This window comes from Streptomyces sp. CB02009 (genome assembly GCF_001905825.1).
In the GTDB taxonomy this organism is placed as follows: Bacteria; Actinomycetota; Actinomycetes; order Streptomycetales; family Streptomycetaceae; genus Streptomyces.
This window is the reverse complement of the sequence record NZ_LIVV01000004.1, coordinates 563,258-578,394: the sequence shown is the minus strand read 5'-3', so window position 1 is coordinate 578,394 and position 15,137 is coordinate 563,258. Positions and strand designations below refer to the sequence as shown.

Sequence of the window (15,137 nt, the reverse complement as noted above, 5' to 3'; positions counted from 1 at the left end):
GGCTCAGAGGTCGGGGTGGCCGCGGTGCTTCCGCGCCTCCCGGTCCACCTCCCGGTCCACCTCCGGCTTGCGGCCCCGCGCGCTCTCCAGGAGTTCGATGCCTCCGATGACGACGAGGACGATTCCCAGCGGCCGGCCCCTGAACCAGCCGAATTCGAGATCCGGGAAGAACAGGGCGAGCACTCCGCCCGCGATGATCGCCGCGATGCCGAAAATCCGCTTCATACCTGTGATCCCCCCGGGGCATGCCCGCACTCGGTAAAGAAACCGCCAACTCGTCTTCACCGTACGTCATATGGTGTGCCCGGTCCCGAGCCGTTGGCCGAAGAGCGAAGTCCAGGCCGAAAACCGACGGGCCGGGCGGGATCGCCGCCTCCGGCGCGTCGCCGAGGCCCTTGACCCGTACGGCCGCCGAGCCGCCCCGCGGCCGGGAGCCGGGGGGCGTGTGCGGGCGGGGCGGCGTGACTGCGGATCACCGGGGAGTCCGGCCCGGAACCGACCCGATCCCGAGCGGCTGCCGCACGGGGCTCCGACGTCGTCCCCGATATCCCCCGGTGAATTCCGCGAAGGCCGCGCACGGCCCGGAACGGCCCACGGCCGTCCACCTTTCCACGGAAATCGTCTTCGGCAGCGGTCCGTACCGCATTCACCGTGATACCGGGAGAACGCCCCGGCCGAGAAGTCCTCGGGGAATTCACCCGGGAAGCTGGGACGGGGGGAGCGGCATCGGGGGGACAAGCCGCTCCCCCCGATGGGAACCGGTCCTCCAAGCCCGCGCCGCAGTCAGGGGGAAGCTCGCGGCGCGGACCCCGCAGTGCGGGCCGGTTCCAGGAGCCCTTCCGATTCCTGCCAGATCCTCCGGGCTCGCCCTCCATCCTGCTCCGCCGTCACCCGTCCGGGGGGCGGCGAAAGGCCTCGATCACCGGGCCCTTGGTCCATAAAGCCTCGGTTAGAGTGGCGCGGTCGTACGGCAGGGGAACAGGCGGGGCAACAGGGGAGGGCCGGCCATGGCGCAGGCGAAGAAGATCGCGCTCTACGCGGTCGCGGTCTTTGTGCTGTACACGATCATCACGTCCCCTTCCCGGGCCGCCGATCTCGTACAGGTAGGGTTCGAGGGCATTTCCAGCGCCGCCCAGGGTGTCGGCGAGTTCATGACCGAACTCATCAACTAGGAGCCCTTCCGTGATCCGCCATCTGGTCCTCTTCAAGCTCAACGACGGTGTCGCACGCGACGAGCCGCGCGTCGTCGCCGGTGTGGAGGCGTTCCGCGCCCTCGGCGACCAGATCCCGGAGCTGCGCTTCTGGGAGTGCGACTGGAACATCACGGACCGGCCGATCGCGTACGACTTCGCCATCAACTCGGCCGTCGAGGACACTGACGCGCTCCAGCGCTACCTGGACCACCCCGCGCACCAGGCGGGTGTCGGCCAGTGGCGCGAGTTCGCCACCTGGGTGATCGCGGACTACGCGTTCTAGTCCACGGACGCCGCCGAGCCCCCCGCCTTCGAGGTGGGGGGCTTTTTCGTGGGTGATTCCACGCGTGACCTCCCCTTTTTCCGCCACTATGCCCTCAACACGTCAGTATGCGGTGCTTGCACACAGTGGACATGTCTTGTGATGCTATGACCGCTTTTGACGGATGAGTTGACCGTAGTTGACCCAGTCGACCAGCAAGACCAGACAAAGGGGTGGCGTGAACGTGCCGGCCAGTACAGCGCCTCAGGTCCCGCCCCAGCACGAGGCGGGCGCGGAGTCCCCGCGCCCGCGCCCGCAGAGCACCCGCGGCGCCGACACCCGCGCCCTCACCCAGGTGCTCTTCGGGCAGCTCAAGAACCTGGAACCGGGCACTCCCGAGCACCACCGGGTGCGCGGGGCGCTCATCGAGGCCAACCTGCCGCTCGTGCGGTACGCGGCGGCCCGCTTCCGCTCCCGCAACGAGCCGATGGAGGACGTCGTCCAGGTCGGCACCATCGGCCTCATCAACGCCATCGACCGCTTCGACCCCGACCGCGGTGTCCAGTTCCCGACGTTCGCCATGCCGACCGTCGTCGGCGAGATCAAGCGGTACTTCCGGGACAACGTCCGCACCGTGCACGTGCCCCGCCGCCTGCACGAGCTCTGGGTCCAGGTGAACGGCGCCACCGAGGACCTCACGACCGCCCACGGCCGCTCCCCCACGACCGCCGAGATCGCCGAGCGGCTGCGGATCGGCGAGGACGAGGTGCTCGCCTGCATCGAGGCCGGGCGCTCGTACCACGCGACCTCCCTGGAGGCCGCGCAGGAGGGCGACGGACTGCCCGGACTGCTCGACCGGCTCGGCTACGAGGACCCCGCGCTGGCCGGCGTCGAGCACCGCGACCTCGTCCGGCACCTGCTCGTCCAACTGCCCGAGCGCGAGCAGCGGATCCTGATGCTGCGCTACTACAGCAATCTGACGCAGTCACAGATCAGCCAGGAACTCGGCGTCTCCCAGATGCATGTGTCAAGGCTCCTCGCCCGCAGCTTCGCGCGTTTGAGATCCGCAAACAGAATCGAGGCGTAGCTGAATCGGGTAGACCGGTTCGGAGCAGTTCTGCGGCGCCCCAAATGCCGTACACCCCTTGTTTCCTGCGGATATGCGCCCTCGGCTTGTCGACAAGTCACTACAGCGTGTTGCCGACATGTGACATTCTGCTGGAACCGAGTTTGCCGCAGCCCCGCCGCCGGTATTCAGGTGGTGGCTGCGTTCCTCAGATGGTCGCGGCCACCGCGACCGTCCGCGACCTCAAGGGGGTGGCATGTCCACAGAACTGGGCAGCTCGAAGGTGCTCACGCTCACGCCCGTTCCCGTGCCCACGCAGACGACGGCGCCGACCGCGACCGACAGCGCCGAGGTCACGCCTCCGCCGATGGCCGTCACGTCGGGAGCCCTCGACACCCGCACCCTCTCGCGCTCCCTCTTCCTGAGGCTGCGCGCCCTGGACACCGAGGGTGCCGCCGCGGACAGCCCGGAACGGACCTACGTCCGCGACACCCTCATCGAGCTCAACCTCCCCCTCGTGCGGTACGCGGCGGCCCGCTTCCGCTCCCGCAACGAGCCGATGGAGGACATCGTCCAGGTCGGCACCATCGGCCTGATCAAGGCGATCGACCGCTTCGACTGCGAACGCGGCGTGGAGTTCCCGACGTTCGCGATGCCGACGGTCGTCGGTGAGATCAAGCGCTTCTTCCGCGACACCTCCTGGTCGGTCCGCGTCCCGCGCCGGCTCCAGGAGCTGCGCCTCGCCCTCACCAAGGCCAGCGACGAGCTCGCGCAGAAGCTCGACCGCTCCCCCACCGTGCCCGAACTCGCCGCCGTGCTCGGGGTTTCGGAGGAGGACGTCGTCGACGGCCTCGCCGTGGGCAACGCGTACACCGCCTCCTCGCTCGACTCCCCCTCGCCCGAGGACGACGGCGGCGAGGGCTCCCTCGCCGACCGCCTCGGCTACGAGGACACCGCGCTCGAAGGCGTCGAGTACCGCGAGTCGCTCAAGCCGCTGCTCGCCAAACTCCCGCCCCGGGAGCGGCAGATCATCATGCTGCGCTTCTTCGCCAACATGACCCAGTCGCAGATCGGCGAGGAGGTCGGCATCTCCCAGATGCACGTCTCGCGGCTGCTCACCCGCACCCTGGCCCAGCTGCGGGACGGCCTCATCGCGGACTGAGTTCCGCGAAGGGCTCGTTTGTTGACGGATCGTCAGACAGACTGGCGGTCATGAGGCGAAGGAAGCCCGGACTCGTGGCGGTGGCGCTCTGCCTCGGCGGGGCGCTGACCGCCTGTGGCGGCGGAGGAGACGGCGAGGGGTACGCGGCGGTCGGCGCGGGCCCCTCCCCGGGAGCGGCGGGCGCCCCCTCGGGCGCGGTCACCCTGATACCCCTGGACGGCCCCACGTCGAGCGGGGACACGTCCAGCACGTCGTCCCCGTCGCCGGAACCGGGCACGGCCCCGGGCACGGAGCAGGGCGGGTCGGCCATGCCGCCGGCGGACGGCGCCACGAGCCCCCCGGGCAGCCCCGGATCCTCCGACACCGGATCGGGTACGGGGCCGGGCACGGGATCGAGTACGGGGCCGGGCACGACCGCACCGGGCGGCTCGGGCACGGGCTCCGGCTCGGACACGGGCTCGGGCTCCGGCTCCGGCTCCGGCGGGACGTCCGCGCACCCCGGCGCCGGCACCCCTCCCCGTACGCCCTCCGCCCCGCCCCCCAAGCCCGCGCCCGGGACCACCGCCCCGGCGCCCCCCACGACCACGGCACCCACGCCGACGCCCGCCCCCGGGCCCGCCCTGGTCACCGTCTCCGCGCCCGTCCTCGCCGACGGCGACCGGCGCTGGTGCGAGAAGGTGACGGTCACCTTCCGGAACAGCGGGGGGACGGCGGCCCGTTCGGGCACGGTCACCTTCGCCACCCACGTCATCGGAGCCCTGGGCGTCGACTGGGCGACGCTCACGTCCTCCCAGCCGCTGCCCGCGCCGATCGCCGCGGGCACGGCGCGGACGGAGACGTACACCGTGTGCGTGGACTCCTGGCGGGTGCCGCTCGGGATGCGGATCGACACCCGGAAGGTCTCCGCTACCTGGCGGTGACGGGGAAGCTCACCTCGGTCAGGCGCTCCGAGAGCTCCCACAGCGCGCGCCCCGTGCCGGGGTCGGCGGACGGGCCCGAGGGACGCACCCGGATGGGCGCGCCGCGCAGCTCGCCCGGGCCGTCGGGCCCGATGAACTCGCCGCCCTCCAGGCCCGGTCCGGTCGCCGCGTACAGCTGCGGCAGCGCGCCCCGCTCGGGGCGCTGGGCGAGCAGCGGGTTGCCGATGCGGCCGAGGAGCAGCTTCAGGAGACCGGAGGTGTCCCGGGTCTGGAGCCGGGTCGCCGTGTAGCCGGGGTGGGCGAGGACGCTCAGGACCGGGCTGCCGGCCGCGCTCAGCCGCCGGTGCAGTTCCTGTCCGAAGACGGCGTTGGCGAACTTCGACTGGTTGTAGAAGGCCATGGGCGCGTAGCCGCGTTCACCGGTGAGGTCGTCGAGGCGGAGGCGGCCCTGGCGGTGGTTGAGGGAGCTGACCGTGACCACCCGGGGCTCGCGTCCGGCGGCGAGCAGGTCGAGCAGCAGCCCGGTGAGCGCGAAGTGGCCGAGGTGGTTGACGGCGAACTGGACCTCGTGGCCCTGGGGGCTCAGCGTGCGCGGCGGCGCCATCACCCCCGCGTTGTTGACGAGGACGTCCAGCCGGGGGTGCTCCTCGCGCAGCCGGCCGGCGAAGGCGCGCACCGAGCCGAGGTCGGCGAGGTCGAGCGGCCGTACGGCGAGCAGGCCCGGCGCGGTCCCGGCTGCGACGAGCGCGTCGACGGCGCGGCGGCCCTTCTCCTCGTCCCGTACGGCGAGGATCACGTGTCCGCCCCGGCGGGCGAGCTCGCGGGTGGTGGCGAGGCCGAGGCCGCTGTTGGCCCCGGTGACGACGAAGAGCCGCCCGGTCTGGTCCGGTATCCGGTCGGCGGTCCAGCGCTGCTTCCTGGTCATGCGGCACAGGCTGCCGCTTGTGTCACCGAGTGTCAAGCATGCGCTCACGCGCCATTGAAGCCCCTTGGTGCCGTCGAGGGCACCGCGTTACGATGCCGAGCGTGAGCATCCGCCCCGAAGTCGCCCCCGGTACCGGCCCCGGCCCCGCCCTGTCTCCAGCCGCCACCCCCGGCCTCGTCACGGCTCCAGCTCCGGCCTCCGTCAGCCTGGCTCAGCGCAAGCGCCAGCTCGTCGCGACCGAGCTCACCGAGGCGGCCCTCCAACTGCTCGCCCTCAAGGGCTTCGACGCCGTCACCGTCGACGAGATCGCGACCGCCGCCGGGGTCTCCAAGCGGACCTTCTTCCGCTACTTCGCGTCCAAGGAGGACGTGGTCGTCCAGTTCCTGGCCGACATGGGCGCCGACATGCGCGCGGACCTCGCCGCCCGGCCCACCGGGGAGCGCCCCTCCGAGGCACTGCTGCACGCCGTCTCCGTACCCCTGACGATCTGCGACGCCCACGCCGAGCGGGCCCTGCCGGTGGTGCGGCTGATCCTGCGCACCCCCGCCCTCCTCGCCCGGTTCCTGGAGCACCAGGCCCGGTGGCGGGAGGACCTGACGGAGGAGCTGGCGGCCCGGCTGGGCCGCGACCCCCGGACCGACCTCTCCCCGCGACTGGCCGCGGGGACGGCGCTCGCCGCCTTCGACGCCGTACTGCACCGGTGGAGCGAGGGCGAGGAACCGGGGAGCTCGGCGGATCCCGGCGCCCTGATCACCGAGGCCTTCGCGCTGCTCGCGCCCGCGCTGGACTCCGTCGCCCGGCGGGAGACCCCGTAAGAGAGGGGTCGGGTTGGGGGCCACGCCGGATCAGGGGCTGGGCCGGGGAGCCGCGCCGGGGCAAAGGAAAGGTGGGCCGGGTCCGCGTGGCGCGGATCCGGCCCACCCGGGGGCTCGGTGAAGGACGGGGCGGTCAGCGACCGAGGGCCAGCCAGGCGACGGCCGCCAGGACGACGATCACCGCGACCACGCCGACGATCAGACCGACCTTCGGACCGCCCGACGCCGCCGCGACCTGCGGCTGCCGCTGCTGCGGGGCGCCCTCGTCGACGAAGGCGCGGAACATCTGGGTGTTGCCGGCGGGGTCGTAGGAGCCCTCGGGGCCCTGGCCCTGGCCGTACGGTGCTTGGGGGTTGTGTGCCATGGGTCAGGACCCTAGCGAAGTACGGGTGAGGGGCCCAAGCCCCGTACCCCCACCACTGCGGAACCGTCCGCGACCCACACCTCCGCTCCACCTTTGCCTATTCTTTAGCGCCGTTTGACCGATTTAGTTTGCCTGGAGCAACCATCCATCTCTATGGTTGCCCTAAGCAACAACATCTGTGGAGTGCCTGATGGACGACTCGATGGACAGCCCGACGGACCGGAGCAATCGCTACGAGAACCTCGCCCGCCAGGTGAGCGCCATCGGAGCGGTGAAGCGCGGACTCGCGCGGGTCCTGCCCGCCGAGTGCCCCGGCGGATCGGCCATCGTCCTCGCCCTGCTCAACCACCACGGCGACATGCGGATGGGCCGGGTGGCCGAGCTGATGGCCGTCGACATGTCGGTCAGCAGCCGCCACGTGGCCCACACCGTGGACCGCGGCTGGGTCGAGCGCCTGCCCGATCCCGCCGACCGGCGCTCCCGGATCCTGCACCTGACCCGGGCGGGCGAAGACATGCTCGCCGTCCTCGACCGACGGCTGACCGGCATGCTCGCCCGCACCCTCGCGGAGTGGTCCGACGACGACGTCGAACTGCTCACCACCCTGCTCGCCCGCCTCCGCGATTCCTTCGGGGACTGCCGGGCCCACCACGCTTGAGAACGAAGGAACTTGATGGCTACGACCACCACACCAGAGACCGGTGTGAGCGGCGCGAGCGCCAAGCAGGGGGGCACCGCCTCCGGCGGCGCCCCGATGACGCACAAGCAGATCATGGAGGCGCTGTCCGGGCTGCTGCTCGGCATGTTCGTCGCCATCCTGTCCTCGACGATCGTCTCCAACGCCCTCCCCCAGATCATCACCGACCTGGGCGGCGGCCAGTCCGCCTACACCTGGGTGGTCACCGCCGCACTCCTCTCGATGACCGCGACCACCCCGCTCTGGGGCAAGCTCGCGGACCTCTTCTCCAAGAAGCTGCTCGTCCAGATAGCCCTGATCATCTACGTGGCGGGCTCGGTCGTCGCCGGTCTCTCGCAGAGCACCGGCATGCTCATCGCCTGCCGTGTCGTGCAGGGCATCGGCGTCGGCGGTCTGACCGCCCTCTCCCAGATCATCCTGGCCGCGATGATCGCCCCGCGTGAGCGCGGCCGGTACAGCGGCTACCTCGGCGCGACCTTCGCCGTCGCCACCGTCGGCGGCCCGCTGCTCGGCGGTGTCATCACCGACACCGACTGGCTCGGCTGGCGCTGGTGCTTCTACGTGGGCGTGCCCTTCGCGATCATCGCGCTGGTCGTCCTGCAGAAGACCCTCAAGCTCCCCGTCGTGAAGCGCAAGGTCAAGGTCGACTGGGCCGGCGCCTTCTTCATCAGCGCCGCGGTCTCCCTGCTCCTCATCTGGGTCACCTTCGCGGGCGACAAGTACGACTGGATGTCCTGGCAGACGGCCGTGATGGTGCTCGGCGCGGTCGCGCTCGGCGGGATCTTCCTGCTCGTCGAGTCGAAGGCGAGCGAGCCGATCATCCCGCTCCGCCTCTTCCGCAACCGCACGATCACCCTCGCCTCGCTCGCCTCGCTCTTCGTGGGTGTCGCGATGTTCGCCGGCACGGTCTTCTTCAGCCAGTACTTCCAGCTGGCGCGGAACGAGTCGCCGACGATGTCCGGCGTCCTCACCATCCCGATGATCGCGGGCCTGTTCGTCTCCTCCACCGTCTCGGGTCTGATCATCACCAAGACCGGCCGGTGGAAGGCGTGGCTGGTCAGCGGCGGCGCCCTCGCCGCGGGCGGTCTCGGCCTGCTCGGCACGATCCGCTACGACACGCAGTACTGGCACATCGCGCTGTTCATGGCGGTCCTCGGCCTCGGCCTCGGCATGATGATGCAGAACCTGGTGCTCTGCACCCAGAACCAGGTGGCCCCCGCCGACCTCGGCGCCGCCTCCTCCGTCGTCACCTTCTTCCGCTCCCTGGGCGGTGCGATCGGTGTCTCGGCGCTCGGCGCGGTCATGGCCCACCGGGTCACGGACTACGTCAAGGAGGGCCTGACCGAGCTCGGCCCGAAGGCCGCGGCGGCCATGGGCCAGGGCGGCACGGGCGGCGGCATCCCCGACATGGACAAGCTGCCTGCCCCGATCCGCACGGTCATGGAGAGCGCGTACGGACACGGCGTCGGCGACGTCTTCCTCTACTCGGCGCCGTTCGCGCTGCTGGCCTTCGTGGTGACGCTCTTCATCAAGGAAGTCGCCCTGAAGAGCGGCTCGGCGAAGGCCGACGAGAAGCCGGTGGCCGCGGAGGCCGCGGCGGAGGCCTAGAAAAGACTCCCGGCCGCGCTTCGAGCGGAGGCGCGGCCGGGTCCGGTACGGAGCGGCGGGCAGGGGACGGCCCGCCGCTCCGTCATGTTCCGGTTCGGGGGGCGTCCGCCCCGCCGGCACCGGCCCCGCCGGCCTGTGGTGCATCGGCGCCGGGGCCATCTGCCTCGGTCCCGCCCGCCCCGGTCCCGCCGGTCTTGGTCCCGCCGGCCTCGGTTTCACGGGAAACCATCGTCTCGATACCGGCGACCAGGACGTCCAGCGCGTAGGCGAAGTCGCGGTCCCAGATCTGGGTGACGCTGCCGTGCGAGGCCCGCTCGTCGAGGAGCTCCGTGATGGGTTCGAGGGCGTCCGTGAAGCCCGGTTCGTCGCGGAAGGCCCTGATCGACTCCGTGTAGAAGTCGTCCTCCGACATCCCGGCCTCCGCCGCACGCCGCCCGAACTGGGACTCGATCGTCCCGTAGCCGTAGACGAACTGGAAGACCGCCGACATCGCGCTGGGCTGGCGGTCCATCGGCAGACCGGTGCCGCCGATCGCCTCGTGGATCTTTGCGCCGACCGCGATCGCGTGCGGGCCGATGTTCAGGTACTGCCCGGCACTCGGGGACATCCACGGGTGGCGCACCAGCATCCGGCGGTACTCCAGGGCGAGCACCCTGATCATGTCCCGCCAGCCGTCGGCGGCTTCGACCGCCCCGAGGTCGACCTCGCCGTACACGCTGTCCATGGCGAACTCGATGATGTCGTCCTTGGTGTCCACGTACCAGTACAGGGACATCGCGGTGACGTTCAGCTCGGCCGCCAGCTTGCGCATCGACAGCTTGGCCAGGCCCTCCTCGTCGAGCATCCGGATCGCGGCGGCGACGATCCGCTCCCGGTCGAGACCGGCCGGACCGCCGCCGCCGCGCGGGGTCCGGGTCTCCAGCCAGACGCTGGAACGCGCCGGGTTCTTGGCCCGGTCGGCTGCCTTGACCATCGCGTTCCTCCGTCTGTCAGTTCTCCGTGACCATGCTAGGCAGCGATCGGCCGCTCGGGCGTCAGGGCCTTCTCCGTCCGTTCGGCCCGCCGGAGCAGGGCCGCCGCCACCAGACCGCCCGCGAAGACGGCGATCGCGCCGACCAGCTGGCTGGTCTGGAGGCCGGAGGCGAAGGCGTCCGCGATCTCCCGCCGCTCGGCCTCGCCGCCGGCTGCCGCGAGGGCCGCCGGGAGGGAGGTCGCGGTGACGGCGACGAGCGCGGCGAAGCGCGCGTTGAGGACGGCGCCGAGGACGGCGACACCGAGGCCGTTGCCGAACTCGGCGAGGGTGCCGTTGATCCCCGCGCCCACGCCCGCCTTCTCCGGCGGGATCGAGCTCATGATCGCGTTGGCCATCGCCGGGGAGGAGACGGCGATGCCGCCGCCCATCAGGACCAGGCCGAGGAGCATGCCCGCGTAGCTGCCGTCGGTGCCGCCGCCGAGCAGCGAGATCGAGGTCAGACCCCCGGCGACCAGGGTCATGCCGAGGACGACGGTGGGCGGGGTGCCCAGCTTCATGACGATCTTCGGGCCGATGCCGGTCAGGTTGAGGCCGACGATCGTCAGCGCGAGCGGCGCCATCCGCAGACCGGCCTCCAGGGGCTCGTAGCCGAGCACGAACTGCAGGTGCTGGGTGAGCAGGAAGAGCGAGCCGCCCATGCCGAAGACGACCAGGATCGAGCCGCCGATGGCGCCGATGAACTTCTGGTTCCGGAAGAAGTGCATGTCGAGCATCGGGTACGGGGTGTGCAGCTCCCAGAGCGCGAACGCGCCGAGGCCGAGCAGCCCGATCGCGGCCGGGACCAGCACCTGGGCGGAGACCCAGCCGTGCTCGGGGCCGCTGATGATCGCGTACACGACGGCGGTCATGCCGATGGTGGAGAGCAGCGCGCCGAGCAGGTCGGGGCGCTCGCCCTGCGGGTTCTTGGACTCCGGTACGAGCTTGAGGACGGCGACCAGGGCCACGACCGCGACGGGGATGTTGATCAGGAAGATCATTCCCCACCAGAAGTGGTTGAGGATCACGCCGCCGATCAGCGGTCCGCCGGCGAAGCCGAGGGAGGCGACGGTGGACCAGAGCGCGATGGCCTTCACCCGCTCCGAGTCGTCGAAGATCTGCATGACGACGGCGAGGGTGGTGGTCATGAGGAGCGCGCCGCCGACGCCCATGCCCGCGCGGGCGGCAATCAGCTGCGTGGTGGAGTCGGCGATCCCGGCGGCGAGCGAGCCGATGCCGAAGAGCGCGAGTCCGATCGCGAGCAGCTTCTTGCGTCCGTAGCGGTCGGCGGCGTTGCCCGCGCTGAGCAGCAGGCCGGACTGGACGAGCGAGTACGCGTTGATCATCCACTGGATGTCGGTGGTGGTCGCGTGGAGTTCGGAGGTCAGCGACGGGATGGCGACGCTGAGGACGGTGTTGTCGAGCAGCACGGTGAGCTGGGCGAGGCAGATGACGCCGAGGATCAGCCAGCGCTGCGGGTGACCGCCGGTGGCGGTCGGTTCGGTCGCGGCGGTCGTCGCCGTCATGGGCAGCACTCCTTGTACGGTGTACGGGACTAGGTCTCGTACACCGTACAAGGGTCTCTCTTACGCTGTACAGCGCTTATTCACTCGGCGGCGGTCAGGTCGTAGAAGGTGGCGTTGCCGACCGTGACCTTCTCGAAGTTCTCGGCGACCCAGGTGGAGATCTCCGAGTTGCCGCCGGGGCCACCGCCCCCGCCCATCCGGCCCCCGCCGCCCTCGCCGGTGCCGCCGCCCTCGCCGCCGCCGATGAAATAGTGGATCTTCCCGTCGGCGACGTACTGCTGGAACTGCGCGAGCGTCGGGGAGGGGTCGCTGCCGTTGAAGCCGCCGATGGCCATGACCGGCTTCTCGGTGGCGAGCTGGTAGCTGGCCGCGTTCTGGGCGCCGACCGTGGCCGCTACCCAGGTGTAGGCGTCGGCGTCCTTGAGGAGCGCGCTCTTCGCCTCCGTACCGACGCTGGCACCGTTGAGCAGACCGCCCATCCCGCCGCCACCGCCACCGAAGCCTTCGCCCCGGGCCATGCCCTGCGGCGGGGTGCCGCCGGGCCGCCCGCCCTGGGTCCCGCCCTGACCGTCCGGCAGCTGACCGCCGCCCTGGACGCCCTGACCACCGGGCACCTGACCACCCGGCAACTGCCCGCCCTGGCCGCCGGGCATCTGGCCACCGGGGCCACCAGGCATCTGGCCGCCCTGGCCGCCCTGACCACCGGGACCGCCCGGCATCTGGCCGCCGCCGGGAAATCCCTCGCCCCCGAACATCCGCATGCCACCGCCGCCGGGACCCCGGCCCCCCATCGCGCCGCCCGCCGGGCCCGCCGTGACGATCGAGCCCTGGTGTCCGGCGTCCACCGTCGCCAGGGTGTACGCGAACGGACCCGCGAGTCCCGCCGCCAGACCGAGGCCCGCGGCCCCGAGGCCGAGCCGCCGGTCCACCCGCCCCGCGCACAGCAGCCCGAGCGCGGCCACCGCGCCCGCGACCAGGACCGTCCAGCGCAGCCACGGCAGCCAGTCCGGCGTCCGCCCCAGCAGGGTCCAGCCCCACCATGCGGTCACCGCCACCGTCACCGCGAGGGCCGCAGAGGCGAGCAGCCGGGTCCGCTCCTCCCAGAGCACGGCCGCGCCCATGCCCACGAGCGCCGCGAGGTACGGGGCCAGGGCCACCGTGTAGTACTCGTGGAAGATGCCGGCCATGAAGCTGAACACCGCCAGCGTGATCAGCAGCGAACCGCCCCACACCAGGAACGCCGCGCGTGCCGTGTCCGTCCTGGGTGCCCGCCGGGTGACGACGAGCCCCGCGACGAGCAGGATCAGCGCGGCCGGCAGGAGCCAGGAGATCTGGCCGCCGACGGAGTCGTTGAACATCCGGACGATGCCGGTCTCACCCCAACGGCCACCCCCCATGCCGCCGCCCCCGCCGCCGACGCTGCCGGTCTCGTCGCCGTTGATGCGGCCGAGGCCGTTGTAGCCGAAGGTCAGCTCCAGGAAGCTGTTGTTCTGCGAGCCTCCGACATACGGGCGGGAGGACGCCGGCCACAGCTCGACCAGGGCCACCCACCAGCCCGCCGACACCAGCATCGCGAGCCCCGCGAGCGCGAGACGGCCGATCCGGCGCCCGATCCCGCCCGGCGCGCACACCCCGTAGACGAGGGCGAGCGGCGGCAGGATCAGGAAGGCCTGGAGGGTCTTCGCGAGGAACGCGAACCCGAAGGCCACCCCGGCCCACACCAGCCACTTCGCCGCGCCCCGGTCCTCCTCGAGCGCGCGCAGCACGCAGTACACGGCCACCGTCATGAGCAGGGCGAGCAGCGCGTCCGGGTTGTTGAAGCGGAACATGAGCGCCGCCACGGGGGTGAGCGCCAGGACGGCGCCCGCGATCAGACCGGCGTCCGCGCCGAACCTGCGCCGTACGGCCGCGTAGAGCACGGCGACGGTCGCCACGCCCATGAGGACCTCGGGCACGAGGATCTGCCAGGAGCCGAGGCCGAAGAGACGGACGGACAGGGCCATCGGCCAGAGGGCGGCCGGCGGCTTGTCGACGGTGATGGCGTTGGCCGCGTCGAGCGAGCCGAAGAAGAAGGCCTTCCAGCTCTCGCCGCCCGCCTGGACGGCCGCGGAGTAGAACGAGTTGGCGTAGCCGGAGGCGCTCAGGTTCCACAGGTAGAGCGCGGTGGTCACGGCGAGCAGGCCGAGGAACGCGGGGCGGACCCAGCGGGCGTCCTCGGCGCGGCCGCGCCACAGCCGGGCGAGCGGGCCGCTGCGGGGCGGCGCGGCGGGGGCGGCGCCGGCCGGCGCGGCCAGGGAGGTCGAAGTCATCGGTCGTTCCTTGGGTCGTTCCGTGAGGCGGACCGCTCGGGGAAGACCCAGAGCCGGAAGAGGAGGAAGCGGAGGACCGTCGCGGCCAGGTTGGCGACGACCAGCACCGCGAGTTCGGTGGAGTGCGCCGGATCGCCGGTCGCCGCGCCGAGGGCGGCGAGCGAACCGCTGGTCAGGGCCAGGCCGATGGCGAAGACCACGAGCCCCTGCGCCTGGTGGCGGACGGCCCGGTCCCGGCCCCGTACCCCGAAGGTGAGCCGCCGGTTGGCCGCCGTGTTGGCGACGGCGGAGACGAGGAGCGCGGCGGCGTTGGCGATCTGCGGGCCCACACCGAGCCGGAAGAGCGAGTACAGGGCGAGGTAGAAGAGCGTCGACAGGACCCCGACCACGCAGAAGCCGACCAGCTGCCGGGCGAGTCCGCCCGGCACCCCGGCGAGTTCACGGTCCCGGGGGTCGTCCCCGAAGGGCCTGGCCAGCCGGTCCAGCGGCAGCGAACCGGTCGCGAGCGCCCGGCCCACCCGCCAGACGCCCTTCAGGTCGTCGGTGGCCGTGCTCACGATGTGCACGGTCGAGTCGGGGTCGTCGACCCAGTCGACGGGCACCTCGTGGATGCGGAGCCCGGCCCGCTCGGCGAGGACCAGCAACTCGGTGTCGAAGAACCAGCCGGTGTCCTCCACCATCGGGAGCAGCCGCTCGGCGACATCGCGCCGGATCGCCTTGAACCCGCACTGCGCGTCGGAGAACCGGGCGGCGAGCGAGCCCCGCAGGATCAGGTTGTACGCGCGGGAGATGAACTCCCGCTTCGGGCCGCGCACCACCCGCGAGGAGCGGGCGAGCCGGGACCCGATCGCCAGGTCGGAGTGGCCGGAGATGAGCGGCGCGACCAGCGGGAGCAGGGCGTTCAGATCGGTGGACAGGTCGACGTCCATATAGGCAAGGACGGGCGCGTCCGAGCCCGACCACACCGTCCGCAGCGCCCGGCCGCGGCCCTTCTGCTCCAGTCGTACGGAGCGCACCTCGGGCACCTCCGCGGCGAGGCCGGCGGCGACCTCGGGCGTGGTGTCGGTGGAGGCGTTGTCGGCGACGGTGATGCGGAAGCCGTACGGGAAGGTCCGGAGGAGGTGCTCGTGGAGCCGGCGGACGCACGGCTCCAGGTCCTTCTCCTCGTTGTAGACGGGAATCACCACGTCGAGGACGGGCCGTCCCGCGGTGTTCACCGGCAGGTGCTCCCGGGCGGGGAGGGCCCCGGACGTGGGCCCCGCGATCGTTGGGGTTCGCATG

Annotated in this window: 15 protein-coding genes; 8 read left to right on the top strand and 7 right to left on the bottom strand. The window is 71.8% G+C overall.

The features are described 5' to 3' along the window. Positions 1-3: 3 nt before the first annotated feature. A complete protein-coding gene (locus AMK27_RS18960; protein WP_073909032.1) occupies positions 4-225 on the bottom strand; it encodes a hypothetical protein in 222 nt (73 codons plus the stop codon). Between the two features lie 782 nt (positions 226-1,007). On the opposite strand from AMK27_RS18960, the gene AMK27_RS43060 reads away from it, so the two are divergent. From AMK27_RS43060 to AMK27_RS18940, 5 genes are all read left to right on the top strand, one after another. Further along, the gene (locus tag AMK27_RS43060; RefSeq protein ID WP_198955897.1) at positions 1,008-1,172 is read left to right on the top strand and encodes a hypothetical protein; all 165 of its coding nucleotides are present in this window, start codon (positions 1,008-1,010) and stop codon (positions 1,170-1,172) included. Between the two features lie 10 nt (positions 1,173-1,182). Beyond that, positions 1,183-1,476, top strand: coding sequence for a Dabb family protein (locus tag AMK27_RS18955; protein ID WP_073909028.1), 294 nt, complete (start codon positions 1,183-1,185; stop codon positions 1,474-1,476). A 223-nt stretch (positions 1,477-1,699) separates the two neighbouring features. Continuing rightward, positions 1,700-2,542 carry an RNA polymerase sigma factor SigF gene (locus tag AMK27_RS18950; RefSeq protein ID WP_073909605.1) on the top strand — a complete coding sequence of 281 codons (843 nt, stop codon included), beginning with the start codon at positions 1,700-1,702 and terminating at the stop codon, positions 2,540-2,542. A gap of 235 nt (positions 2,543-2,777) precedes the next feature. After that, complete coding sequence (locus AMK27_RS18945) at positions 2,778-3,683, top strand: RNA polymerase sigma factor SigF (RefSeq protein ID WP_073909024.1); 906 nt, start codon at positions 2,778-2,780, stop codon at positions 3,681-3,683. 50 nt (positions 3,684-3,733) lie between these two features. Then, the gene (locus AMK27_RS18940; RefSeq protein ID WP_073909021.1) at positions 3,734-4,603 is read left to right on the top strand and encodes a hypothetical protein; all 870 of its coding nucleotides are present in this window, start codon (positions 3,734-3,736) and stop codon (positions 4,601-4,603) included. Here AMK27_RS18940 and AMK27_RS18935 read toward each other — a convergent pair. After that, positions 4,590-5,528, bottom strand: coding sequence for an oxidoreductase (locus AMK27_RS18935; RefSeq protein ID WP_073909017.1), 939 nt, complete (start codon positions 5,526-5,528; stop codon positions 4,590-4,592). The genes AMK27_RS18940 and AMK27_RS18935 overlap by 14 nt on opposite strands. Before the next feature lie 149 nt (positions 5,529-5,677). Here AMK27_RS18935 and AMK27_RS18930 point away from each other — a divergent pair, with 149 nt between their 5' ends. Beyond that, positions 5,678-6,343 carry a TetR family transcriptional regulator gene (locus tag AMK27_RS18930; RefSeq protein WP_073909601.1) on the top strand — a complete coding sequence of 222 codons (666 nt, stop codon included), beginning with the start codon at positions 5,678-5,680 and terminating at the stop codon, positions 6,341-6,343. Between the two features lie 133 nt (positions 6,344-6,476). On the opposite strand, the gene AMK27_RS18925 is transcribed toward AMK27_RS18930, so the two are convergent. Beyond that, positions 6,477-6,707: a hypothetical protein gene (locus AMK27_RS18925; protein ID WP_073909013.1), complete on the bottom strand. Its 231-nt coding sequence runs from the start codon at positions 6,705-6,707 to the stop codon at positions 6,477-6,479. 190 nt (positions 6,708-6,897) lie between these two features. On the opposite strand from AMK27_RS18925, the gene AMK27_RS18920 reads away from it, so the two are divergent. Together AMK27_RS18920 and AMK27_RS18915 are read left to right on the top strand one after the other, a co-directional pair. Continuing rightward, entirely contained in the window at positions 6,898-7,365 is a 468-nt protein-coding gene (locus AMK27_RS18920) for a MarR family winged helix-turn-helix transcriptional regulator (protein ID WP_231073156.1), read from the top strand. 15 nt (positions 7,366-7,380) lie between these two features. Next, complete coding sequence (locus AMK27_RS18915; protein ID WP_073909009.1) at positions 7,381-9,012, top strand: MDR family MFS transporter; 1,632 nt, start codon at positions 7,381-7,383, stop codon at positions 9,010-9,012. An 82-nt stretch (positions 9,013-9,094) separates the two neighbouring features. Here the strand turns inward: AMK27_RS18915 and AMK27_RS18910 are convergent, their stop codons facing one another. From AMK27_RS18910 to AMK27_RS18895, 4 genes are all read right to left on the bottom strand, one after another. Further along, complete coding sequence (locus AMK27_RS18910; RefSeq protein ID WP_079188504.1) at positions 9,095-9,985, bottom strand: TetR/AcrR family transcriptional regulator C-terminal domain-containing protein; 891 nt, start codon at positions 9,983-9,985, stop codon at positions 9,095-9,097. Between the two features lie 35 nt (positions 9,986-10,020). Next, positions 10,021-11,547, bottom strand: a complete 1,527-nt coding sequence (locus AMK27_RS18905; protein WP_073909005.1) for an MFS transporter — start codon at positions 11,545-11,547, stop codon at positions 10,021-10,023. A gap of 80 nt (positions 11,548-11,627) precedes the next feature. Further along, positions 11,628-13,856: an ArnT family glycosyltransferase gene (locus tag AMK27_RS18900; RefSeq protein WP_107425612.1), complete on the bottom strand. Its 2,229-nt coding sequence runs from the start codon at positions 13,854-13,856 to the stop codon at positions 11,628-11,630. Beyond that, positions 13,853-15,136, bottom strand: a complete 1,284-nt coding sequence (locus AMK27_RS18895; protein WP_079188503.1) for a bifunctional glycosyltransferase family 2/GtrA family protein — start codon at positions 15,134-15,136, stop codon at positions 13,853-13,855. Before AMK27_RS18895 ends, AMK27_RS18900 begins: the two co-directional genes overlap by 4 nt. Between the last annotated feature and the right edge of the window lies 1 nt (position 15,137).

Coding starts and splice junctions, on each gene's coding strand:
- AMK27_RS18960 (WP_073909032.1), bottom strand. CDS start 225: ATGAAGCGGATTTTCGGCATCGCGGCGATCATCGCGGGCGGAGTGCTC.
- AMK27_RS43060 (WP_198955897.1), top strand. CDS start 1,008: ATGGCGCAGGCGAAGAAGATCGCGCTCTACGCGGTCGCGGTCTTTGTG.
- AMK27_RS18945 (WP_073909024.1), top strand. CDS start 2,778: ATGTCCACAGAACTGGGCAGCTCGAAGGTGCTCACGCTCACGCCCGTT.
- AMK27_RS18940 (WP_073909021.1), top strand. CDS start 3,734: ATGAGGCGAAGGAAGCCCGGACTCGTGGCGGTGGCGCTCTGCCTCGGC.
- AMK27_RS18935 (WP_073909017.1), bottom strand. CDS start 5,528: ATGACCAGGAAGCAGCGCTGGACCGCCGACCGGATACCGGACCAGACC.
- AMK27_RS18925 (WP_073909013.1), bottom strand. CDS start 6,707: ATGGCACACAACCCCCAAGCACCGTACGGCCAGGGCCAGGGCCCCGAG.
- AMK27_RS18920 (WP_231073156.1), top strand. CDS start 6,898: ATGGACGACTCGATGGACAGCCCGACGGACCGGAGCAATCGCTACGAG.
- AMK27_RS18915 (WP_073909009.1), top strand. CDS start 7,381: ATGGCTACGACCACCACACCAGAGACCGGTGTGAGCGGCGCGAGCGCC.
- AMK27_RS18910 (WP_079188504.1), bottom strand. CDS start 9,985: ATGGTCAAGGCAGCCGACCGGGCCAAGAACCCGGCGCGTTCCAGCGTC.
- AMK27_RS18905 (WP_073909005.1), bottom strand. CDS start 11,547: ATGACGGCGACGACCGCCGCGACCGAACCGACCGCCACCGGCGGTCAC.
- AMK27_RS18900 (WP_107425612.1), bottom strand. CDS start 13,856: ATGACTTCGACCTCCCTGGCCGCGCCGGCCGGCGCCGCCCCCGCCGCG.
- AMK27_RS18895 (WP_079188503.1), bottom strand. CDS start 15,136: ATGCGAACCCCAACGATCGCGGGGCCCACGTCCGGGGCCCTCCCCGCC.